Here is a 21,332-nt window from a genome sequence, read left to right on the forward strand (position 1 = left end):
CGTACCGCAGAAGGGACGCAAGCCGCCATGGAACAGATCCTTTATGAGGCGAAGGACGGCGTCGCCGTCATCACCCTGAACCGGCCCGAGGTCGCGAACGCCCAGACGATGGCGCTGCTCGACGACCTCGACGCCGCCTGGACCCGGGCCGCGCACGACGACGACGTCCGGGTGATCGTGCTGCGCGCCAACGGCCGGCACTTCTCCTCCGGGCACGACCTGAAGGACCGCTGGCCCGGACCCGGCGAGCTGACCCTGGAGTGGATCTACAACACCGAGGCGCGCCGCTATCTCGACTACTCGCTGCGCTGGCGCAACGTGCCCAAGCCGTCGATCGCCGCCGTGCAGGGCAAGTGCATCGCCGCGGGGCTGATGCTGTGCTGGCCGTGCGATCTCATCGTGGCCGCGGACAACGCCGAATTCTCCGACCCGGTCGTGCACATGGGTATCGGCGGCGTCGAATACCACGGCCACACCTGGGAGCTAGGCCCGCGCAAGGCCAAGGAGATCCTCTTCACCGGCCGTCCCCTCACGGCCGGTGAAGCCGAGCAGGTCGGCATGGTCAACCGGGTCGTCCCCCTCGACGAGCTCGACGACGCGGCCCTGGAGCTGGCGGGGCGGATCGCGAAGATGCCGCCCTTCGGCCTGCGGCAGGCCAAGCGCGCCGTCAATCAGAGTCTCGACGTGCAGGGCTTCTACGCCGCCCTGCAGTCGGTCTTCGACATCCACCAGACCGGCCACGGAAACGCGCTGAGTGTCGACGGCTACCCGATCCTCACCCGCCTCGACGAGATGAAGAAGCAGCTCAAGCAGGAGGGGTGAGCGCCGGCGCCGGACGGGCCCGGTCCGGGCGAGGTCACGGCCGCCCGTGCAGGCGCTCGAGGTCCGCATCGAAGCGCCGCAGGGATCGGGGATGCGCTCGAGAAGGCCCGCGCGAACGGCGGCCGCCGTCTGCCGGTTCAGCGTGGAGGCGTCCAGGTCGAAAGCGTCACAGAGCCGGCCGATGGACAGGGGTCCCTCGACGCGGATGCGGACGGCCGAGGAGCATCTGCTCGTACTCCACTTGGTCCGTGGCCCGGTCAGCCGCACTGCTCACGCGCACTCGCGTCGGCCGCCTCGTCGAATCCCTCGTCGTCCAGGCCGTCCTCGAGTTCCACCTCGAAGGTGTTGAAGGCCATGGCAAGGGTGCCGTATCCGCCCACCGTGAACACCAGGTCCATCATCTGCCGGTCGTCCAGGCCCTCCTCCTCGGCCAGCGCGGCGTACGTGGCGTCGGACAGGCGCGAGTCCCGGTCGAGTTCGTCGACCGCGCGGTTGAGCAGCGTGTCCGCGCCGGCCCGTACCGCCGCGATCTCATCCTCCGTCGCGCCCTTCCGGCGTGCCCCCGCCACGTGCTGCGCCCACTCGTACCGGCAGCGCCGCCGCCAGGCGATCCGCAGGATCGCCAGCTCGCGGAGTTTCGCCGGCAGCGTGCTCTTGGCCGCGAGGTGGGTGCTGAGGGTGAGGAAGGCCTTCGTCAGCTCGGGATGGTTGAGCAGGAAGCTGATCGAGTTGGCGTGCGGGACGGTGCGGCCGCCCGTCATGGGGAAGATGGCGTCCTGGTCCCATTCGGCGTACGGCACGGGGTCGAGTCGCGTCACGTGTTGCGGCCTCCGTTCACTCCGAGAATCTGGCCGGTGATGTACCCGGCCTCCTCGGAGGCCAGGAAGGCGCACGCCGCCGCGATGTCCTCGGGGCGGCCGACCCGGCGCACCGGGGTGCGGGCGATGTGGTCCTCGACCGTCCCGCCGAGCAGCCGCCGCGACTCCGCCTTGCGGAGCATGGGGGTGTCGACGAAGCCCGGTGGCACCGCGTTCACCGTGATGCCGTCCGGGCCGAGTTCGAGGGCGAGGGACTTGGTCAGGCCGTTGACCGCCGACTTGGCGGCCACGTAGTGCGCCATGAACGGCTGCCCGGAGTGCGTGCTGGACGAGGAGATGTTGACGATGCGGCCCCAGCCGGCCGCGGTCATGTCGGGCAGTGTGGCCTGGATGCAGTGGAAGACCCCGTGGAGGTTGACGTTCACGACGCGCAGCCAGGCCTCGAAGGACAGCTCGGCGAAGCGCTTGAAGCCGTCCACGCCGGCCCCGTTGACCAGGATCGAGATGGGCCCGAGTCGCTCACGTACGGTGTCCATCGCCTTGTCGACCTGTCCGCGGTCCGTCACGTCGGCGGTCACCGGGAGCACGCCGTCGAGGTCGGCGGGCGCGAGGTCCACGGTCGCGACGCGATGCCCGTCCGCCGCCAGCCGGCAGGCGACTGCGTGCCCGATGCCGGACGCGCCGCCGGTCACGACCGCGGTCCGCGGCGGCGTCGCCGCGCCGCTCATCCGAAGGCCTCGTCGCCGACGATGGTGGTGCGGTGCAGCAGCCGTTCGGAGGAGCGGTCGTACGGCAGTGCGCGGTGCAGGATGGCGGTGTTGTCCCAGGCCACGAAGTCGCCGACCTGCCAGTCGTGGGTGTAGCGGAACCGCTCCTGGGTGCACCACTCCTGCAGCTCGTCCAGCAGTGCGCGGCCCTCGTCGGGTGCCATGCCGACGATGCGGTCGGCGGTGGTGCCGATGACGAGCGAGCGGCGGCCGTCGCGGCGCCGCCACACCAGGGACATCTCCCGCTCGGGCAGGCTGCGCCAGCGGGCCAGTTCCTTCTCGCTCGGGTCGGGCTTCGCCCGCAGCTGGGCGGCGGCGAAGCTGTGCACGACGCGCAGGCTCTCGTAGCGCTTGCGGTCCTGCTCCGGCAGGTTCTCGTACGCGGCGTAGGTGTTCGCGAACTCCGTGCCCCCGCCCGTCATGGCGACATGGCGGGCCGTGAGGGTCGTTGCCTTCACCGGGACGTCGTCGTCCGTCGTGCCGTCCAGGTGCCAGTGGAAGGTCCCCCGCAAGTACTCGGCCGAGGGGTTCTTCGACGGGTCCAGGGAGATCGGGAAGATCTGCTTGCCACGGACGCTGACCACCTCGCCCAGCTTGGAGCTGAGGGCGATCTGCTGCTCGTCGTCGAGGTTCAGCCCGCGGATCAGCAGCACGCCGCGCCACTTGAGGGCTTCGGCGCAGCGGGCGACGAGCTTCTCGTCCAGCGGGTCCGTCACGTGGGTGAACTCCACTCCCAGGGACGGGTTCAGGGCATGGGTCTCCGGCATGAAAATCCCCTTCCAAGTTACGAGAACAATATTCTCCGCACGTCGGCGCCGAAAGGGGGGCAGCATCAGATTCTCCTGTCCGGATGGTTGATTCGCTCAAATCGAGAATGTAGTTTCCGTCGCAGTCGACGTGCAGGACCGAGGAGGCCGGATGCGGTTCCAGGACAAGGTCGCCATCGTCACGGGCGCCGGGCAGGGGATCGGTGAGGGCTATGCCCGCGCCCTCGCCGCCGAAGGCGCGCGGGTGGTGGTCGCCGAGCTGAACGAGACCCAGGGGCAACGCGTCGCCAAGGAGCTCGACGGTGCCCTGTACGTCCGCACGGACGTCTCCGACCCGGCTTCCGCGCAGACCCTCGTGGACACGGTGATGGGCGAGTTCGGGCGGATCGACTGCCTGGTCAACAACGCCGCGATCTTCCACGACATGCGCCGCGAAGGGCTCACCACAGTCGACTACGACTACCTGGACCGCTTCCTGAAGGTGAACCTGCTCGGCGCCCTCTACGTGACCCGCGCCGCGCTGCCGCACCTGCAAGACGGCGCCGCCATCGTCAACCAGTCCTCCACCGCCGCCTGGTCGGCCACCGGCTTCTACGGCATGGCGAAGGCCGGCATCAACCACCTCACCGTCTCCCTCGCCGCCGAACTCGGCGACCGCGGCATCCGCGTCAACGCCATCGCACCGGGCCCCACCGACACCGAGGCGACCCGGCACATCATCCCTGCCGAGCACCGCGACGCCATGCTGCGCACCTTCGCCCTCAAGCGCATGGGCACTCCGGCCGACCAGGCCGGAGCCCTGCTCTTCCTGCTGTCCGACGAAGCGAGCTGGGTCACCGGGCAGATCGTGGCCGTGGACGGCGGATCGGTGGTGCGGCTGTGAACGCCTCTCCCGCCACGGCCCCGTTCACCGGCCGCCTGCTCATCGACGGTGAGCTGACGACGACGAAGGCCACCTACCCCACCCTGAACCCCGCGACCGGCGAAGTCCTCGGCCACGCCCCCGACGCGACCGCCGCCGACGCCGAGACCGCCATTGCCGCCGCCCGCCGCGCCTTCGACACCACCGCCTGGGCCACCGACACCGAGCTGCGCGTGCGCTGCCTGCGCCAGCTGCACGCCGCCCTCGACGAGCACCGCGAGCAGCTGCGGGACCTGACCATCGCCGAGGCCGGCGCCCCCCGGATGCTCACGCACGGTCCGCAACTCGACGAGCCGCTCGGCCTGCTGACCTACTACGCCCGCCTCGCCGAGACGTACGCCTTCACCGAAGACCTCGGCGAGAGCGAGCAGCGCGGGCAGCGCCACCACCGCTGGGCGGAGAAGGAGCCGGCCGGCGTCGTCGCCGCGATCCTGCCGTACAACTTCCCCAACCAGCTGGCCCTCGCCAAGCTGGCCCCGGCGCTCGCCGCCGGCTGCACCGTCGTCCTCAAGGCCGCCCCCGAGACCCCGCTGACCACCCTCGCCCTCGCCGACCTCATCGCCGGGCACACGGACATCCCCCCAGGGGTCGTGAACATCATCAGCTCCTCCGGCGTCGAGACCGGCAAGGTCCTGACCACGCACCGTGACATCGACATGGTCACCTTCACCGGGTCCACGGCGACCGGACGGCGCATCATGGCCGCCGCCGGCGACACCGTGAAGAAGGTGTTCCTGGAGCTCGGCGGCAAGTCCGCGATGATCGTCCTCGACGACGCCGACTTCGCCAAGGCGGCCATGTTCGCCGCCTTCACCATCTGCTCCCACTCCGGCCAGGGCTGCGCCCTCACCTCGCGGCTGCTGGTGCCGCGCGCACACCACGACACCATCGTGAACCTCGTCGCCGCGGGCATGGAGCGGGTACGGGTCGGGGACCCGGCGGACCCCAAGACCGCGATGGGGCCGCTGATCTCGGCGCGTCAGCGCGAGAAGGTCGACGGGATGGTGCGCCGGGCCGTCGAGGCCGGCGCGACACTGGTCGCGGGCGGCAAGCCGGTCGACCCGGGCTTCTTCTACACCCCCACCCTCCTCGCCGGCGTCGATGAGGACAGCGAGATCGCCCAGGACGAGGTGTTCGGCCCGGTCCTCGCCGTCATCCCGTACGACGACGAGGACCATGCCGTGCGCATCGCCAACAACTCCGTGTACGGGCTCTCCGGCGCCGTGCACAGCGCCGACGAGCAGCGGGCGATCCGGGTCGCCCGCCGCATCCGCACCGGCACGTTCTCCATCAACGGCGGCAACTACTTCGCACCCGACGTGCCCTTCGGCGGCTACAAGCAGTCCGGCATCGGCCGCGAGTCCGGCCGCGCCGGCTTCGAGGAATTCCTGGAGACCAAGGCGTTCGCGACGGTGGTGGGCAAGGCATGAGCGGGCCCCTCGAAGGCATCCGCGTCCTGGAAGTGGCCATGTACGGGTTCGTGCCCTCGGCGGGCGCGGTGCTCGCCGACTGGGGCGCCGACGTGGTCAAGGTCGAGCACGCGGTCACCGGCGACCCGCAGCGCGGCCTGCGCCAGACCGGCACCCTGCGGGTGGAGGACGACCCCAACCCGAACGTCGCCCACGCCAACCGAGGCAAGCGCAGCATCGGCCTCGACATGTCCAAGCCGGAGGGCCTGGAGGTGCTGCACGAACTGGTGCGCCGCGCCGACGTGTTCCTCACCAGCTTCATGCCGGCCTCCCGGGCCCGGCTCGGCATCGACGTCGACGACATCCGCGTGGTGAACCCGAAGATCGTCTACGCGCGGGGGAGCGCCCTCGGCGTCCTGGGACCCGAGGCCGACAAGGGCGGCTACGACATGACCGCCTTCTGGGCCCGCGCCGGGACCGCCGCCAGCATCACCCCGCCCGGCGCCGACGGCATGATCATGCCGCCCGCGCCCGCGTACGGCGACACCATCTCCGGCACCAACCTCGCCGGCGGCATCGCGGCCGCGCTGCTGCGCCGCGAACGCACCGGCGAGGCACCGGTCGTCGACGTGTCGCTGCTGGGCAGCGGCGTGTGGGCGATGGGCCACGCCATGGCCGTATCGCTGCGCCTCTCGAAGACCTGGGAGGCGCCGCAGCCCGGCGCGCACGGCTCGCCCGCCAACCCGCTCTCCGGCCTCTACCGCACCGCGGACGACCGCTACATCTCGTTCGTCATGCTGCAGCCCGCGAAGTTCTGGCCGGACGTCTGCCGGCACATCGACCGCCCCGAACTCGCCGACGACTCTCGCTTTGCCACCGCCGAGGACATCGCGGCGAACACGGCGGAAGCCGTGAAGATCCTCACCGAGACCATCGGCCGGCGCCCGCTCGCCGAGTGGAGCGAACGGTTCGCCACCCTCGCCGGACCATGGGCCCCCGTCCAGGACACCCTGCAGGCCGCCGCGGACGCGCAGGTGCGCGCCAACGGCTACATCACCCGGGCCGGAGAGCTCGAACTCGCAGCCAGCCCGGTGCAGTTCGACACCGAGCCCGCACACCTGGAAGCCGCCCCGGAATTCGCCGCCCAGACCGAGCAGGTCCTCGTCGAGCTCGGCTACGACTGGGACCGCATCCTCGCCTTCAAGGCCCAGGGTGCGGTCACGTGACCCGTTGAGTCCAGGAGGACCCATGCGCAGGTTGCTGATCGGAGTGGTCACCGTGCTCGCGGTGCTGCTCGCCGGCTGTTCCACCCGCTCGGACTCGGGCAGCGGCGAGCCCGAGGAGACCAGCGGCGCCGAGTCGAGCGCTCCCGCCGTCGACGGCCCGGACTTCGGGACGCTGAAGAACGTCTGTGGCAAGGGCGATGCCAAGGCGGTGAGCCAGCAGGGCGTCACCGGCGACAGGGTCGAGCTCGGGGTCTTCACCGACCAGGGCTTCACCAAGAACTCCGAAATGGTCGACGCCGCGAAGGCGTTCACCTCCTGGTGCAACGACAACGGCGGCATCAACGGACGCAAGCTCGTGCCCGTCATCCGCGACGCGAAATTCCTGGAGGTCCGCCAGCGCATGCAGCAGGCATGCAAGGAGGACTTCATGCTGGTCGGCGGTGGTGCCTCGATGGACGGGCTCGGCACCAAGGACCGGCTGAGCTGCCTGCTTCCCGCCTTCCCGGCGCAGTCCAGCCTTGCCCCCGCCGTCGGCTCCGACCTGCAGGTGATGTCCGCGGGCCCGTTCTCCGGACATTTCCAGTACGCGGGGTTCTACCAGTGGCTGCTCAAGGAGAAGTTCCCCGGTTCCGCGCAGCACGTCGGCATCATCTCGGGCGACAGCCCGGTGACCAAGGTCATGGCCACGCAGTACAAGGAGTCGATCGCCTCGCTCGGGGGAAAGGTCAGCTACTCCGACCTCTACCCGGCCACCGGCGTCTCCGACTGGACGCCGTACGCGCAGACCCTGAAGAAGGAGAAGGTCAAGGGCCTGGTCTTCCACGGCGACTTCGCCAGCCTCGCCAAGCTGGAGCAGGCGCTCACCAGTCTCGGTTACGCGCCCGACTGGATCGATGCCAACAGCAACGCCTACTCCCAGAACTTCATCGAGCTGGCGGGATCGGCGCTCGGCACCCAGCACAACTACACCGAACTGTTCGCCACGCACCCGCTGGATGCGAGCAAGGAGAATCCCGCGGTCGAGAAGGTCGAGGCCCTGTTCGCGAAGTACGCGCCGGGCAAGCCCGTCACGTATCCCGCACTGCGCGCCTTCTCCGCCTGGCTGCTGTTCGCCACCTCCGCCCGTGACTGCGACGAGCTGACCCGCCGTTGCGTGTACGACAACGCGCTGAAGGTCACCGACTGGACCGCCGGGGGCATCCAGGCCCCGTTCGACGTGAGCAAGCAGAACGTGCCCGGCAAGTGCTATTCGGTTGTCGAGGCGACGCCGGAGGGCTGGAAGCCGGCCTCCTTCGAGCAGGACAGCGGCCCGTATCGCTGCGACGCACCCGTGGTGAAGTTCAAGCGGAGCTACACCGAACCGGCCCGGCTCGCCGACGTCGGCAAGTCCCTGTCCGACCTCAAGTGACGTAAGGAGCGTGACCGCGGTGAAAGTACGCGTCGATCCCGAGCGCTGCCAGGGTCACACCCTGTGTGCGATGCGCGCCCCCGAGGTGTTCGAGCTGAGTGACATCGACGGCCATTCGTCGCCGGTGGCCGAGGAGGTGCCCGAAGAGCAGCAGGACCGGGTGATCGATGCCGTCCGCTCCTGCCCCGAGCGGGCCATCAGCGTCATCTGAACGGCAGGCACAGGGCAGGCACAGGGCAGGGACAGGGAGAGAGCGATGAGCAGCGAGCAGACCGACGACGGCCGGCTGCGGCCCAGGATCCACTTCGACCGCCACGCGCCCGAATACCGCGACCGGTTCGAGGAGATCACGCACGATCTGCACGGCCGGTGCCCGATGGCCTTCAGCGACACGTACGGGGGGCACTGGGTGGCCAGCGGAAACCGGGAGGTGGCGACCCTCGCCCGTGCCGCCGACGTGCTGTCCAACGACCACGACGTGCACGGCGAGCGCCGCGGCTATCAGGGCATCAACATCCCCGCACCGGACCGCGGCCGCGGCATCCGCGGCGGCTTTCTGGAGATGGACCCACCCGAGCAGCGCGCCTACCGCGACGCGCTCAACCCGTATCTGTCACCGGCCGCCGTCGCCCGCTGGATCCCGTTCGTCGACGAGGTGACCCGCGCCTGCCTCGACGAACGGATCGAGCAGGGGCGCATCGACTTCGTCGACGACCTCGCGAACATCGTGCCGGCCGTGCTCACCCTCGCGATGATGGGCATTCCGCTGACGAAGTGGGAGCTGTACAACGAGCCCGCGCACGCGGGCGTTTACACCCCGCCGGACTCGCCCGACATGAAGCGGGTGGTCGAGGCGCACATCGCGATGATGCGGGACCTCGCGACCACCCTCCACACCGTGCGGGCGCAGCCGCGCCCCGGGCTGGTCGACGCCCTGATCCGGCTGCGGATCGACGGCGAGCCGGCCCCGGACGAGGAGCTGCTCGGCGCGCTCGGGCTGCTCATCGGGGGCGGCTTCGACACCACGACCGCCCTCACCGCGCACGCCCTGGAGTGGCTGTCCGAGCACCCGGACGACCGCGCCCGGCTCAGCGCCGAGCGGGGCCCGCTGCTGGACTCCGCCACCGAGGAGTTCCTGCGCTACTTCACGCCCGCGCCCGGAGACGGCCGCACGGTGGCCGAGGACTGCGCCCTCGCGGGTGCCGAGCTGAAGGAGGGCGACCGCATCTGGCTGTCCTGGGCGATGGCCAACCGCGATCCGCAGGTCTTCCCCGACCCGGACCGCATCGACCTGGCGCGCACCGGGAACCGGCACGCCAGCTTCGGCCTGGGCATCCACCGCTGCATCGGCTCCAACGTGGCCCGCACCGTATTCAAGCGGATGCTGCTGCACGTCCTCGACCGCATCCCCGACTACGTCTGCGACCCCGAAGGCACCGTCCACTACGACACCATCGGCGTGATCCAGGGGATGCGGAAGCTCCCCGCCACGTTCACGCCGGGCCGGCCGCTCGGCCCCGGCCTCGACGCGACCCTGGACATGCTCCAGCGCGGCTGCGACGAGCACGGCTGGGCGAAGCCGATCACCGAGCGCAAGGCCGCCGCGAAGCTTGACGGAGAGAACGCCGACCATGACTGAGTCCGCACCGGAGGACCGACCGGCGCCGCAGATGGCGCCGGAGACGGAGTTCTTCTGGACGTCCGGCGGGGACGGGCGGCTGCGCTTTGCGCAGTGCGAGGCCTGCAGCGCACTCATCCACCCGCCGCAGCCGGTGTGCCGCCACTGCCGGAGCCGGGACTTCGCCGTCCGTGAGGTGTCCGGCCGGGCCACGCTGATCGGCTTCACGGTGAATCAGCGCTTCCCGTTCCCCGGGCTCACCCTGCCGTACGTGATCGGGCAGGTGGCCATCGAGGAGGATCCCCGGGTCCGGCTCACCACGAATGTCGTCGGGGCGGAGCCGGCGGAGCCGGCGGAGCTCGAGCTCGGCATGCCGATGGAGGTCACCTTCCAGCAGGCGGGCGAGGCGTGGCTGCCGCTGTTCCGGCCGGTTCCCGACGCGCCTTACCGGCCGCTGCCGGCGGACGCGCCGCCCCGGCCCCGTACCCGGCGGGCCGGCCCCAAGTTCGAGGACAAGGCAGTCATCAGCGGCGCCGGCGCCTCCCGCATCGGCCGCCGGCTGATGCGCCCCCCGCTGGAGCTGACCGTCGAGGCGTGCGAACGCGCCGTCGCCGACGCCGGCCTGACCTTCGACGACATCGACGGCCTCGCCACCTACCCGGGCGCCGGCCCGTTCGGCGGCTTCGCCGAGGGCGGTGTCAGCGCGCTGGAGGCCGCGCTCGGCCTGCACCCGGTGTGGCACAGCGGCGGCGGCGAGACCTTCGGCCCCGGCGGCTCGGTGATCGCGGCGATGCTCGCCGTGGCCGGCGGCCTCGCGCGCCATGTGCTGTGCTTCCGCACGGTGTGGGAGTCGACGTACGGCGAACTGCTCAAGCGGGGCCGGATATCAGCACCGCCGCCGAGCGTGGACGGCTGGCTCAAGCCCTTCGGCTGCGTGTCCCCGTCTCACACCCTCGCCATGAACGCCCAGCGCCACTTCCACCGCTACGGCACCACCCGCGAGACCCTCGGCCGGATCGCCCTCAACCAGCGCGCCAACGCCGCCCTGCACCCCGACGCGGTCTACCGCGACCCGCTGACGATGGACGACTACCTGGGCGCCCGCCCCATCACCACTCCCTTCGGGCTCTACGACTGCGACGTCCCCTGCGACGCCTCGGTCGCCGTCGTGGTCTCGGCCGCCGAGACGGCACCCGACCTGGCGAAGCCGCCGGTGCGCGTCGAGGCCGTCGGCACCCAGATCCTGGAGCGGCCCGAGTGGGACCAGTCCACCCTCACCCATGAGCCCCAAGTCCTCGGCCAGGCCGCCCACCTGTGGACCCGCACCGACCTGCGCCCGGCCGATGTGGACGTGGCCCTGCTCTACGACGGCTTCACCATGAACTGCCTGTCATGGATCGAGGCCCTCGGCTTCTGCGGCATCGGCGAGGCCAAGGACTTCCTCGACGGCGGCAAGAACATCGCCCGCGACGGCGTGCTGCCCCTGAACACCCACGGTGGACAGCTCTCCCACGGCCGTACGCACGGCATGGGCCTGCTCCAGGAGGCCGTGCTGCAACTGCGCGGCGAGGCCGGGGCCCGCCAAGTCGCCGGCGCCCGCTGCGCGGTGGTCAGCAGCGGCGGACTCACCCCGAGCGGCGTGCTGATGCTGCGGAACGACGCATGACGGCCCCCACGGATCCGCTCACCGAGGACTCCGCCGGGCCACCCGTGACCGTCGCCGAGCGCGTCGTACGCGTTCTCGGCATGCCGCTGTCCGCCCGGGTCGCCGAGGCACCCGACCCCCGGGCGGTCGTTGTCGCCCTGCACGGCGGCGCCACCCACTCCGTGTACTTCGACCACCCCGGCCACCCGCGCCTGTCCCTGCTGCGCACCGCCGCCGCGCTCGGCTTCACCACGCTCGCACTGGACCGCCCCGGATACGGCACCTCGGCGCCGCACCAGAGCGAACTGGAGTCGGCCGAGCACCGCACCGAAGTCGCCTGGCGCGCCGTGGACGCGCTGCTCGCCGGGCGTGAAAGGGGCGCGGGCGTCTTCGTGTGGGGGCATTCGGCGGGGTGCGAACTGGCCCTGCGGATGGCCGCCGACGACGCGCGCGGTCCCGACCTGCTCGGACTGGAAATCGCCGGAACGGGTCTTGAGCATCACCCCGGCGTACTCGACGCCCTCGACGCCTGGGGCCGCGACTCGCCCGGCGGCCGGACCGGACTGCGGCGCGCCCTGTGGAATCCGCCGGACGCCTACCCGCCCGATGTGCACGGCGGCCGCCACATCGGCGCGCCGTCACCCGCCTACGAAGGGCGACGGCGCGAGTGGCGGCAGATCTTCAGCAGCCATGCCGCCCGCGTCCGCGTGCCCGTGCACATCACGATCGCCGAGCACGAGCGGGTGTGGGCCACGGGGCCGCAGGCGCTGGCCGACCTGAGCTGCCCCTTCAGCGCCGCCCCGCGCGTGATCGCCGAGGAGCAGGCGGGCGCCGGGCACAACACGAGCGTGGGCCGCACCGCCCTCGCCTACCACCTCAACGTGCTGTCGTTCGTGGAGGAATGCGTGCAGAGCATCGAGGGCGTACCCGGACTCGGAGGCGGCGATGAGTGACGCGGACGCCACGGCCCTGCTGGCGGTCCGGCTGGTCCTCGGGGCCGTCATGATCGTGCACGGCCTGAACCACTGGCGCGGCGGAGGGGGCATCGACGGCACCGCGAGGTGGTTCGGCGGGCTCGACCTGCGCCGGCCGCGGCTGCAGGCATGGCTCAGCGTCGGCACCGAGGTGGGCGCCGGCACGCTGCTGCTGCTCGGCCTGTGCACGCCGCTCGCCTGCGCCGCCGTCGTGTCGGTGATGCTGGTCGCCGGGCTGCTCGCGCACCGGCGCAACGGCTTCTTCGTCTTCAAGGACGGCTACGAATACGTCCTGGTCCTCGCCGTCATCTCCCTGGCCCTGGCCGCCTGGGGCCCCGGCGACTACGCCGTGGACACCGCCGCCGGCATCGAGGTGACGGGCTGGGCGGGCGCGGGCCTCGCGGCCGGCCTCGCCGCGGCCGGCACCGCCGGACTGCTGGGCGCGTTCTGGCGGCCGCGGCGCCGCTGATGAAGAGGGGCCGGCCTCTCCCGCGCGATCCGGCGCGTCCGTAAGGTGACAGGGTTCACGGTCACCTGCGGGACGAGAGGGTGAAGCCATGGATTCGGTGCGGCACGAGCAGATACTGCGGGCGGCGGTGGAGGTGTTCGTCGAGCGCGGCTACCGGGGTACGTCGATCGACGCGGTGGCGGAGCGGGCGGGACTGACCCGGCAGGGCGTGCTGCACTACTACCCGAGCAAGAAGCGGCTGTACTTCGCTCTGCTCCATTTCCGCGAGGCGCTCACCCGGCAGTATGTGGACCATGACGACGAGCCACCGGACATGGCCCGCCGCTTCGCCGAGGCCCTCGAGTTCGACCTGGGCATCCCCTCGCTTGCGCAGGTGCACAGCGTCGTCATGGCCGAAGCCGCCATCGGACAGGAACCCGCCCGTGGGTTCGCGCGTGCGCGCAGCCGCGAGCTCAACGAGATGATCACCCGCGAGCTGACCGACTGCTACGGCCCCCGGCTGCCCAGCGGGCTGACCGCGCGCGCGGGCGCCGCCGCGCTGCTGGCGCTGGTGGCGGGTCTCCAGCAGCAGTGGCTGGTGCAGGCGGACGAGGAGGAAACCTACCCTGTGCTCGTCCGCGACTCGATCAGGGCGCTAGTGCTCGGGTCGACCGAGGCACCCGCTACCGGCGAGCGGGGCGGACAGGCCCGTACCGCTGGGTGACCGGGCGGTGCGGACGGCCAGAGGTCAGCGCGCGCTGTCGGACGGCAGTGGTACGCGGCGCGCGCTCGCGTGCGCGCGCAGGAAGGCCGCGGTCGCGCCGGTCTGGGCCAGACCCAGCGCGGACGCGTCCTCGTGCACCCGCAGGTCCACCGTGACGCCGGAACGAGCCGCGCGCGCCGCGAACCCCAGCGCGTCGTCGAGCAGCACATCGGTGCCGGCGGCCTGCAGTTGCAGGGGCGGCAGGCCGTGCAGATTGCCGTGCAGCGGGCTCAGCAGCGGCTCGTCGCGGGCGGCTTGGCCCGCATACGACGCGGCGCGCCGGTGCAGCACATCGACGTCCGTCGTACGGTCTGCTGCCGCGTTGAGCAGCAGGCTCGGCGCGTCGAGCGTCAGGTCCAGCAGCGGCGTCAGCAGAGCCGCGCACACGGGCAGGTCCACGCCCTCGTCGCGCAGCCGCAGCAGCAGCCCGGCGGCCAGTCCGCCCCCCAGCCGCTTCCCGGCCAGGGCGACGGGGCCGCGCTCGCGTGCGTACGCATACGCCGTGCACACGTCGTCCAGGGCCGCGGGGAAGGCGGCCCGATAGCGTGCGCAGACCACGGTGCAGCCCGTCGCCCGGGACAGCTCCCGGGCCATGGGGAGCGCGTCGTGCGGAGTGCCGCCGAGCCGTGGGTCCCCGTGGACGTACAGCACCATGTGGTCCACCGCCCGGCCCAGCGGATGCACCTCGGGCCCGAACGGCCCTTCCGCCACGCGAAGGTCACTTGCCACGTGCCATCATCCTCTCCGCCGCCTGCCAGTGCTCATCGGCGACCCAGAGGCGGGCGAAGGCCCGCGCGGCCTCCCGCGGCGGGCAGCCGGGTCGCATTGCCTGTTTGATCTCCCGCGACGGACGGCAGGCAAGCCGGCGCGCCAGCTCCCGCCATCCGTCGGCGAACTCCGCCCGCGCCAGCACCCGGTCCACCAGGCCCGCCCGCTCGGCCTCGTACGCGCCGAGGGCCTCGCCGGTGCCCGCCAGCAGCAGCGCACGCCCAGGGCCGACGAGAGCGGCGAGCCGCTCGGCGCCGCCCCAGGCAGGCATGATCGACAACGTGACCTGGTTGAAGGCGATCCGGATGTCGTCGGCGGCGACGCGGATGTCGGCGGCCAGCGCGAACTCGGCGCCGCCGCCGAAGGCGTGCCCGTTCAGCGCGGCGATGACCGGGCCCGGGAAGGCGGCGATCCGGTCGCAGATGGCCCGCATCCGCAGGGCCATCTCCAGCGCGCCCTCCTCGGTGCGGATTTCCGCGAGCTGCTTGAGATCACCGCCGGAGACGAAGGCCTTGTCACCCGTGCCCGTCACGACCAGCGCGTGGACCGTGTCCGCCGCGTCGGTGACGGTGCCGAGTGCCTTCTCCAGGCCCGCCATCGTGTCCGGCCCGATGGCGTTGCGCACGTGCGGGCGGTCGATGGTGATGACGGCGAGCCCGTCGTCGAGTTCGAGGTCGACCATGTCCGGCCTTTCAGTCGTCGTAGACCACACAGACCTGTGGCGTGATGGGCTCGCCCTGGCAGGTCAGCACCCAGCCTTCGGCGACCTCGTCCTCGTCGAGGGCGTTGTTCACGCGCATCTTCGCCTCGCCCTCGGTGATCCGCGCCATGCAGGTCGCGCAGTCGCCCGCCTCGCAGGAGAAGGGCGGAGTGAATCCGGCGCGCCGGGCGGTCTGGATCAGCGTCTCGCCGGCTCGCTGGGGAACGGTGCGCTGATCGCCGCGCAGCGTGATGGTGACGGTGCCCTCCTGCCGCACCCGATCGGTCTCCGGCGCCGGCGCGGGCGGTGCCCCGACGGGGGTGAAGCGCTCGACGAGCAGCCGTTCGTCGGGTACGCCGAGGCCGGCGAGCTCCCCGCGCACGAGAGCCATGTACGGCTCGGGGCCGCAGACGTAGAAGTCGCCGTCGAGCGCCCCGGCCGCCACGGCCCGGATCTCGTCCGCGCTCACCAACCCCTGCCGGTCGTCGAGATGGTGGTGGAGGCGGAAGCGGTCCGGATGGCGGTGCGCCAGGTTGTCCAGCGCGTCGCGGAAGATGACCGAGTCGGCGTCTTGATTGGCGGTCAGCACCCGCACCTCGCGCCCGGTCGTCGCCAGCGCGCTCTTGACCAGTGAGAAGACCGGCGTGATCCCGCTGCCACCGGCGAAGGCGACCATCGGGGTGGCGTTGTCGCGCAGGCAGAACGAGCCGCTGGGCAAGGTGGCCTCCAGCGTGTCCCCGGCCCGCAACTCCTCGTGCATCCAGGAGGACACGACCCCTCCTGGGACCCGCTTGACGGTCACGCACAGCTCGTCGTCCACGTCCGGTGAGCTGGACATCGAGTAGCTGCGCAGCGATCCGCACACCCGCACGGTCACGAACTGTCCTGCCTGGTACGGAAACCACGTATCGAGCGCGAAGGTGCGCGCGTCCGGGGTCTCTTCGACGATCCGCGTGATACGCACAGGATGGAAACCGTGGTCGCGTGCCATGTATGGAACTTACCTTCTCTGCGTGGGAGAGTGCAATTCTCATGTGATGAGGAGGCGGTTCATTCCATGGATGCGATCCCGGCCACCGCGCTCAGGACGATCTCGCCCGACTTGGTCCGGCGTTACGAGGAGGAAGGCTGGTGGACCCGCGAATCGCTCGGCGACCTGCTGACCCGCGGCTTGCGGTCAACCCCTGACGTCGAGTTCCGCGTGCACTCGCGGGTGCGCCCCTGGAAGGGCACCTTCGCCGATGTCGAGCGCACCGCCCGGCGGCTCGCGGCCGGGCTGCGGCGCCGCGGCGTCGGCCCCGGCGACGTGATCGCCTTCCAGCTGCCCAACTGGATGGAAGCGGCTGCCGTGTTCTGGGCGTCGGCGTTCCTCGGCGCGGTCGTGGTTCCGATCGTGCACTTCTACGGGCCGAAGGAGGTCGGCTACATCCTGCGTTCCACCCGGCCGCGGGCCTTCTTCGCCGCCGAGGGGTTCGGCCGCCTGAAGTTCGACCCGGCGCTCAGCGCCGACGTCCCGGTGGTCGGCGTGGTCGGAGGCGGCGTGGGCCGGGACTTCGACGAACTGCTCGCGGACGAGCAACTGCCCGGCACGCTCGACGCCGACCCGGCCGCGCCCGCGCTCGTCGCCTTCACCTCCGGCACGACCCGCGATCCCAAGGGCGTGGTGCACAGCCACCAGACTCTCGCCTGCGAGACCCGCCAGCTCTCCGGGGCCTATCCGCCGGACCGGGGACGGCAGTTCACCGTGGCGCCCGTCGGCCACTTCATCGGCATGATCAACGCGTTCCTCATCCCCGTACTGGACGGCTCGCCCGTCAACCTCGGCGACGCTTGGGACCCGGCACAGGCTCTCGACCTGATCCTGACCGAGGGGCTGGTCGTCGGCGGGGGAGCCACGTACTACATGACCAGCCTGCTCGACCACCCCGACTGCACGCCGGAGCACATCGACCGCCTGAAGTACGCGGGGCTCGGCGGCTCCGCCGTCCCCTCGGCCGTGACGACCCGGCTGGAAGCGCTCGGGATCACGCCGTTCCGCTCGTACGGCTCCACCGAGCACCCGTCCGTCACCTGGACTCCCTACGACGGTCCTGCCCGCATCCGCCTGCACACCGACGGCCCGCCGCTGGACGGCGTCGAGCTGCGGCTCGCCGACGACGGCGAGATCCTCACCCGCGGCCCCGACCTCTGCCTCGGCTACACCGACGCCGAACTCACCAAGGCGGCCTTCGACGCCGACGGTTGGTACCGCACCGGCGACATCGGCGCGGTGGACGAGGACGGCTGCCTGACCATCACCGACCGCAAGGCCGACATCATCATCCGGGGCGGGGAGAACATCGGCGCCCTTGAGGTCGAGGAGATCCTCCTCACCATGCCCGGCGTCGCGGAGGCCGCCGTGGTCGCCGCCCAGGACGCGCGCCTCGGCGAGCACGCGGCCGCTGTCGTACGGATGCTGCCCGGGCAGCGCCCGCCGGGCCTGGAGGAGCTGCGGGACCATTTCGCGAAGGCGGGCCTGGCCCGGCAGAAGTGGCCGGAGGAAGTCCATGCCGTCGAGGACTTTCCGCGCACCGCCAGCGGCAAGGTCAAGAAGTTCGTGCTCCGCCAGGACATCGCCTCACCCCGCGCGTGAGAACGTCACCTCGGCCGTGGCGTGGCGGCGCTCGCGAGCGGTGGCGAGGCTCAACTCGGCGCCGTCCGCCGTCGGCGCCCCGGCAGCGGCGATGTGTCCGCCCGCGAAGACGGGCCGCCGCAGCCGATAGGACAGGGAGCACAGCTGCCGTTCGGGCGCGTGTCGGCGCACGAGTTCCAGCTGAATGCGGTGGGCGTTGGCGGTGAGGGCGCTGATACGGAAGAGGAGGCGTTCGTCCGGCTGCAGCGCCAGGCGCCACGTGCCGACGGCCTCGGGCCGTGCCGTCGTGTCGATGTGCTCCGGGTGCCGCTCACCGGCGCCCCGCCCGGAGCGGTGGACGATTCCTGCTCCTCGACGAGACAGACGCGGCCGGACTGCCGGAACTCCTGGCGCGCGGTGACGAACAGCAGCTCGCCGCTGCGCCCGTGTTTGGGGGGTGACCGCGTGCAGGCTGCTCATCCGCTCGGCGACGTCCAGGCGGCCGCCCGCGAACATCCGCCGTCGCCGGGGGATGGGCGGCAGGGAACGAGCCTCGCGGAGGTGCCCGTCGGGCCCCAGCTCGCTTTGCCGGGGCCACTCATGGAAGTACAGCCACTGCCGCAGCGGCGGCAGCGGGTCCCCGCTCTGGGCGGCAGGGAGCGCGTCCTCGTCCACGACGGGCGCAGGGTGGCAGGTGTCGACGTAGGAGCTGAGAGTGGGGAGGACGTCATGAGCGCTCATGATGACAAAGGCGTGGCCGACGCGGGAGATTGGTATGAGCATGAGCACCCTGGATGCCCTGACACCTGAGGAGCAGTTCGTCGTCAAGACGGTGCGAGACTTCGTCGACAAGGAAGTGAAGCCGGTCGTCAGGGAGCTGGAGCACGCCGACACCTACCCCGAAGCGCTGATCCAGCAGATGAAGGAACTGGGCATCTTCGGGCTCGCGGTCCCCGAGGGATACGGCGGTACCCCCGTATCCACCCCTTGCTATGTCCTGATCACCGAGGAGCTGGCGCGCGGCTGGATGAGCCTGGCCGGCGCGATGGGGGGCCACACCGTCGTCGCCAAACTGCTGCTGCACTTCGGCACCGAGAAGCAGAAGCGCCGCTACCTGCCCCGGATGGCCACCGGTGAAATCCGCGCGACCATGGCGCTGACCGAGCCAGGCGGCGGCTCCGACCTCCAGGCCATGCGCACGGTAGCGCGCAAGGAGTCGGACGGCAGCTACGTGGTGAACGGGACCAAGATCTGGATCACCAACTCCCGCCGCTCGCAGCTGATCGCCCTGCTGTGCAAGACGGACCCGGAGGCCAACCCCACCCACAAGGGCATGTCGATCCTGCTGGTCGAGCACGGCCCGGGCCTGACCGTGTCCCGTGACCTGCCGAAGCTCGGCTACAAAGGCGTCGAGAGCTGCGAGCTTTCCTTCAACGGCCTCCGGGCGCCGGCGGACGCGGTGCTGGGCGGCGCCGAGGGCCGGGGCTTCGCCCAGATGATGAAAGGGCTGGAGACCGGGCGCCTTCAAGTGGCCGCCCGCGCCCTGGGCGTGGGCCGCGCCGCCTTCGAGGATGCCCTCGCCTACGCGCAGCAGCGCGAGTCCTTCGGCAAGCCGATCTGGCAGCATCAGTCGATCGGCAACTACCTCGCCGACATGGCGACGTCACTCACGGCGGCCCAGCAGCTCACGCTGCATGCCGCACGCGAATACGACGCGGGCCGCCGCGTGGACATGGAGGCCGGGATGGCGAAGCTGTTCGCCTCGGAGACGGCCATGCGGATCGCCCTCGACGCGGTGCGCATCCACGGGGGGTACGGCTACTCCACGGAGTTCGATGTGGAGCGCTACTTCCGGGACGCTCCGCTGATGATCGTGGGGGAGGGGACCAACGAGATCCAGCGCAACGTGATCGCCGCCCAGCTGGTCAAGCGCGGGGGACTTCGGTGAGGGCGTCGTCGAGCGCCGCCAGCACGGGCTGCAGGGCGCCGACCCGCGCGCCGGACTCGTCCGCCAGGTGCCGCACCACCGCGAGGTCCTTGTCCAGGAACTCCCTGACACCGGTGATGAAGCGATGGGCCGATCCTCGTGCCGCGGCGCCCGCCAGGGCCCGGCTCGCCGCGCTGCCCTCGCCGAGCGCCGCCAGCAGCACCGACTCGTCCACGCCGAGCTCCTCGCCCAGCCGAGCCGCCTCCGCGATGAGCCCGGGCTGCGCCGCGAACAGTGCGCTGTCGACGAGCTTCACGCCTTGCCCGGCGCCTACGGGCGCGACCGGCAGGATCGGGTCGGCGTAGGCCGCGAGCACGGGGCGCAGCCGCTCGACGACGGCCTCGTCTCCGCCGGCGCAGACCGTCAGTCGCCCGGCCACGATGTCGTGCGGCCCGCCGCTCACCGGCGGTCGCCGGTCAGGGCGGCGCGGCGTTCCGGCGTACGGGCAACGGCGCGCACTTGGTGTCCTGCTGCGGCGAGACGGCCGACCATCGGCAGCACCGTCCGTCCGCACCGACGAAGCCCAGCTTCACGTCAATCTCCTTGCGGTCGGCGCGAACCGTACTGTTGATTCACCATGGCGAGAATCATATTCTCGGTTTCTGAGAATCGCAGATGCGCATGGCAGGAGGAGCTCCGTGGACCAAGCTGACCCCCTCAAGGACACCTACACCACTGAAATGGCCTGGGGCGTATGGGCCCGCGGAGCCGCGGGATGCCGCGCGGCGGGCGGCGCCGGATGGCGCGAGGGGCGGTGATTGAGCGTGGCCACGGTCGGATTCATCGGGCTCGGCAACATGGGCGGTGCGCTCGCAGTCAACCTCGTGCAGCGCGGCCACCACGTCGTCGCGCACGACGCGGCAGGCCCGGGGCGGTTACCGGCGGGTGCCGCGTTCGCCAAGGACGTCGCCGAGGTGGCCCGCAGGGCACGGACGGTGGTGTTCTCGCTCCCCGACGGGCAGATCAGCGAGAAGGTCGCACGGGAGGTCGCTCAGACGGCGGGACGCCGTGCCGGATTCGTCGTGGACACCTCCACCGTCGGCGTCGCCGCGGCCCGCCGTATCGCGGAAGTCCTCGCGGCGGAGGGGATCGGCTACACCGACGCTCCCGTATCCGGCGGCGTGGCCGGGGCTCGCGCCCGGACGCTCACCGTCATGTACGCCGCCCCGGACGGCGTCTGCGCCGCGGTCGAGCCCGTGCTCGCCGATCTCAGCGACCGGCGCCGCAGGGTCGGCGACCGGCAGGGCATGGCGCAAGCGCTCAAGCTGGCCAACAACTTCCTTTCCGCCGCCGCGCTCGCCGCCGCCAGCGAAGCTGTCGCGTTCGGACGCGCCGCCGGCCTCGACCCGGAGCTGCTGCTGGACGTCGTCAATGCCTCCAGCGGCCGCAGCGGCGCCACCGAGGACAAGTTCCCCCGCCACGTGCTCACCGGCCACTACGACTCCGGGTTCGCCAACTCGCTGATGGCCAAGGACGTGGATCTGTACCTGCGGACCGCTGCGGAGCTGGACGTCCCGGACGAAGTCGGCGCGCTGGTCTGCGCGTTGTGGCGGCGGTTCGCGGACGCGGAGCCCGGCGCCGACTTCACGCGCGTCTATCCCTTCATCGAGGCGCACGGCGGCATCGGGAACGGGGGCGGCCGCAGCCTTGCCTCGCCACAGTCGCGAGAATAATGTTCT

At 71.4% G+C, this 21,332-nt stretch carries 22 protein-coding genes and 1 pseudogene; 14 read left to right on the plus strand and 9 right to left on the minus strand.

Annotated elements, in window-relative coordinates:
• The first annotated feature begins 27 nt into the window (after positions 1 to 27).
• Entirely contained in the window at positions 28 to 822 is a 795-nt protein-coding gene (locus Q4V64_RS51115) for an enoyl-CoA hydratase (protein ID WP_124445109.1), read from the plus strand.
• 75 nt (positions 823 to 897) lie between these two features.
• Here Q4V64_RS51115 and Q4V64_RS55875 read toward each other — a convergent pair.
• The 4 genes and pseudogenes from Q4V64_RS55875 to Q4V64_RS51130 all read right to left on the minus strand — a co-directional run.
• Positions 898 to 1,048 (minus strand): annotated as a pseudogene (locus tag Q4V64_RS55875) (MarR family transcriptional regulator); the annotation flags it as partial.
• 31 nt (positions 1,049 to 1,079) lie between these two features.
• Entirely contained in the window at positions 1,080 to 1,640 is a 561-nt protein-coding gene (locus tag Q4V64_RS51120; RefSeq protein ID WP_253267463.1) for a carboxymuconolactone decarboxylase family protein, read from the minus strand.
• A complete protein-coding gene (locus tag Q4V64_RS51125; RefSeq protein WP_124445110.1) occupies positions 1,637 to 2,368 on the minus strand; it encodes an SDR family NAD(P)-dependent oxidoreductase in 732 nt (243 codons plus the stop codon). Before Q4V64_RS51125 ends, Q4V64_RS51120 begins: the two co-directional genes overlap by 4 nt.
• Complete coding sequence (locus Q4V64_RS51130) at positions 2,365 to 3,174, minus strand: TauD/TfdA family dioxygenase (protein ID WP_124445111.1); 810 nt, start codon at positions 3,172 to 3,174, stop codon at positions 2,365 to 2,367. Before Q4V64_RS51130 ends, Q4V64_RS51125 begins: the two co-directional genes overlap by 4 nt.
• Positions 3,175 to 3,325: 151 nt before the next feature.
• On the opposite strand from Q4V64_RS51130, the gene Q4V64_RS51135 reads away from it, so the two are divergent.
• The 10 genes from Q4V64_RS51135 to Q4V64_RS51180 all read left to right on the plus strand — a co-directional run bounded on the left by Q4V64_RS51135 (position 3,326) and on the right by Q4V64_RS51180 (position 13,548).
• Positions 3,326 to 4,057, plus strand: a complete 732-nt coding sequence (locus tag Q4V64_RS51135) for an SDR family oxidoreductase (protein WP_124445112.1) — start codon at positions 3,326 to 3,328, stop codon at positions 4,055 to 4,057.
• Positions 4,054 to 5,526: an aldehyde dehydrogenase family protein gene (locus Q4V64_RS51140; RefSeq protein ID WP_216377717.1), complete on the plus strand. Its 1,473-nt coding sequence runs from the start codon at positions 4,054 to 4,056 to the stop codon at positions 5,524 to 5,526. Before Q4V64_RS51135 ends, Q4V64_RS51140 begins: the two co-directional genes overlap by 4 nt.
• Positions 5,523 to 6,731, plus strand: coding sequence for a CoA transferase (locus tag Q4V64_RS51145; RefSeq protein ID WP_124445114.1), 1,209 nt, complete (start codon positions 5,523 to 5,525; stop codon positions 6,729 to 6,731). Before Q4V64_RS51140 ends, Q4V64_RS51145 begins: the two co-directional genes overlap by 4 nt.
• A 22-nt stretch (positions 6,732 to 6,753) precedes the next feature.
• The gene (locus Q4V64_RS51150) at positions 6,754 to 8,139 is read left to right on the plus strand and encodes an ABC transporter substrate-binding protein (RefSeq protein WP_124445115.1); all 1,386 of its coding nucleotides are present in this window, start codon (positions 6,754 to 6,756) and stop codon (positions 8,137 to 8,139) included.
• 10 nt (positions 8,140 to 8,149) lie between these two features.
• Complete coding sequence (locus Q4V64_RS51155; RefSeq protein WP_245685388.1) at positions 8,150 to 8,350, plus strand: ferredoxin; 201 nt, start codon at positions 8,150 to 8,152, stop codon at positions 8,348 to 8,350.
• 45 nt (positions 8,351 to 8,395) lie between these two features.
• Positions 8,396 to 9,778: a cytochrome P450 gene (locus Q4V64_RS51160; protein ID WP_124445116.1), complete on the plus strand. Its 1,383-nt coding sequence runs from the start codon at positions 8,396 to 8,398 to the stop codon at positions 9,776 to 9,778.
• Positions 9,771 to 11,423, plus strand: coding sequence for an OB-fold domain-containing protein (locus Q4V64_RS51165; RefSeq protein ID WP_124445117.1), 1,653 nt, complete (start codon positions 9,771 to 9,773; stop codon positions 11,421 to 11,423). The genes Q4V64_RS51160 and Q4V64_RS51165 overlap by 8 nt, the downstream gene beginning before the upstream one ends.
• Positions 11,420 to 12,355: an alpha/beta fold hydrolase gene (locus Q4V64_RS51170; protein ID WP_124445118.1), complete on the plus strand. Its 936-nt coding sequence runs from the start codon at positions 11,420 to 11,422 to the stop codon at positions 12,353 to 12,355. The genes Q4V64_RS51165 and Q4V64_RS51170 overlap by 4 nt, the downstream gene beginning before the upstream one ends.
• The gene (locus Q4V64_RS51175; protein WP_124445119.1) at positions 12,348 to 12,845 is read left to right on the plus strand and encodes a DoxX family protein; all 498 of its coding nucleotides are present in this window, start codon (positions 12,348 to 12,350) and stop codon (positions 12,843 to 12,845) included. The genes Q4V64_RS51170 and Q4V64_RS51175 overlap by 8 nt, the downstream gene beginning before the upstream one ends.
• A gap of 88 nt (positions 12,846 to 12,933) precedes the next feature.
• The gene (locus Q4V64_RS51180; RefSeq protein WP_124445120.1) at positions 12,934 to 13,548 is read left to right on the plus strand and encodes a TetR/AcrR family transcriptional regulator; all 615 of its coding nucleotides are present in this window, start codon (positions 12,934 to 12,936) and stop codon (positions 13,546 to 13,548) included.
• A gap of 24 nt (positions 13,549 to 13,572) precedes the next feature.
• On the opposite strand, the gene Q4V64_RS51185 is transcribed toward Q4V64_RS51180, so the two are convergent.
• The 3 genes from Q4V64_RS51185 to Q4V64_RS51195 are packed head-to-tail and all read right to left on the minus strand — an operon-like array spanning position 13,573 to position 16,046.
• Positions 13,573 to 14,316 (minus strand): alpha/beta hydrolase fold domain-containing protein, encoded by a 744-nt coding sequence (locus tag Q4V64_RS51185; RefSeq protein WP_253267464.1) that lies wholly within the window; start codon positions 14,314 to 14,316, stop codon positions 13,573 to 13,575.
• Complete coding sequence (locus Q4V64_RS51190; RefSeq protein ID WP_124445121.1) at positions 14,306 to 15,037, minus strand: enoyl-CoA hydratase/isomerase family protein; 732 nt, start codon at positions 15,035 to 15,037, stop codon at positions 14,306 to 14,308. Before Q4V64_RS51190 ends, Q4V64_RS51185 begins: the two co-directional genes overlap by 11 nt.
• A gap of 10 nt (positions 15,038 to 15,047) precedes the next feature.
• A complete protein-coding gene (locus Q4V64_RS51195) occupies positions 15,048 to 16,046 on the minus strand; it encodes a ferredoxin--NADP reductase (protein ID WP_124445122.1) in 999 nt (332 codons plus the stop codon).
• Positions 16,047 to 16,112: 66 nt separating this feature from the next.
• On the opposite strand from Q4V64_RS51195, the gene Q4V64_RS51200 reads away from it, so the two are divergent.
• Positions 16,113 to 17,687 carry an AMP-binding protein gene (locus tag Q4V64_RS51200; RefSeq protein WP_124445123.1) on the plus strand — a complete coding sequence of 525 codons (1,575 nt, stop codon included), beginning with the start codon at positions 16,113 to 16,115 and terminating at the stop codon, positions 17,685 to 17,687.
• On the opposite strand, the gene Q4V64_RS51205 is transcribed toward Q4V64_RS51200, so the two are convergent.
• Positions 17,673 to 18,407: a hypothetical protein gene (locus tag Q4V64_RS51205; RefSeq protein ID WP_253267465.1), complete on the minus strand. Its 735-nt coding sequence runs from the start codon at positions 18,405 to 18,407 to the stop codon at positions 17,673 to 17,675. The genes Q4V64_RS51200 and Q4V64_RS51205 overlap by 15 nt on opposite strands.
• A 40-nt stretch (positions 18,408 to 18,447) precedes the next feature.
• Here Q4V64_RS51205 and Q4V64_RS51210 point away from each other — a divergent pair, with 40 nt between their 5' ends.
• Positions 18,448 to 19,614 (plus strand): acyl-CoA dehydrogenase family protein, encoded by a 1,167-nt coding sequence (locus tag Q4V64_RS51210; protein WP_124445196.1) that lies wholly within the window; start codon positions 18,448 to 18,450, stop codon positions 19,612 to 19,614.
• On the opposite strand, the gene Q4V64_RS51215 is transcribed toward Q4V64_RS51210, so the two are convergent.
• Positions 19,592 to 20,056 (minus strand): NAD-binding protein, encoded by a 465-nt coding sequence (locus Q4V64_RS51215; protein ID WP_216377721.1) that lies wholly within the window; start codon positions 20,054 to 20,056, stop codon positions 19,592 to 19,594. The two genes, Q4V64_RS51210 and Q4V64_RS51215, sit on opposite strands and share 23 nt — an antisense overlap.
• A 361-nt stretch (positions 20,057 to 20,417) precedes the next feature.
• Here Q4V64_RS51215 and Q4V64_RS51220 point away from each other — a divergent pair, with 361 nt between their 5' ends.
• Positions 20,418 to 21,326 carry an NAD(P)-dependent oxidoreductase gene (locus Q4V64_RS51220; RefSeq protein ID WP_216377718.1) on the plus strand — a complete coding sequence of 303 codons (909 nt, stop codon included), beginning with the start codon at positions 20,418 to 20,420 and terminating at the stop codon, positions 21,324 to 21,326.
• Positions 21,327 to 21,332 lie beyond the last annotated feature (6 nt).

This window comes from Streptomyces sp. NL15-2K (assembly GCF_030551255.1).
Taxonomy (GTDB): Bacteria; Actinomycetota; Actinomycetes; order Streptomycetales; family Streptomycetaceae; genus Streptomyces.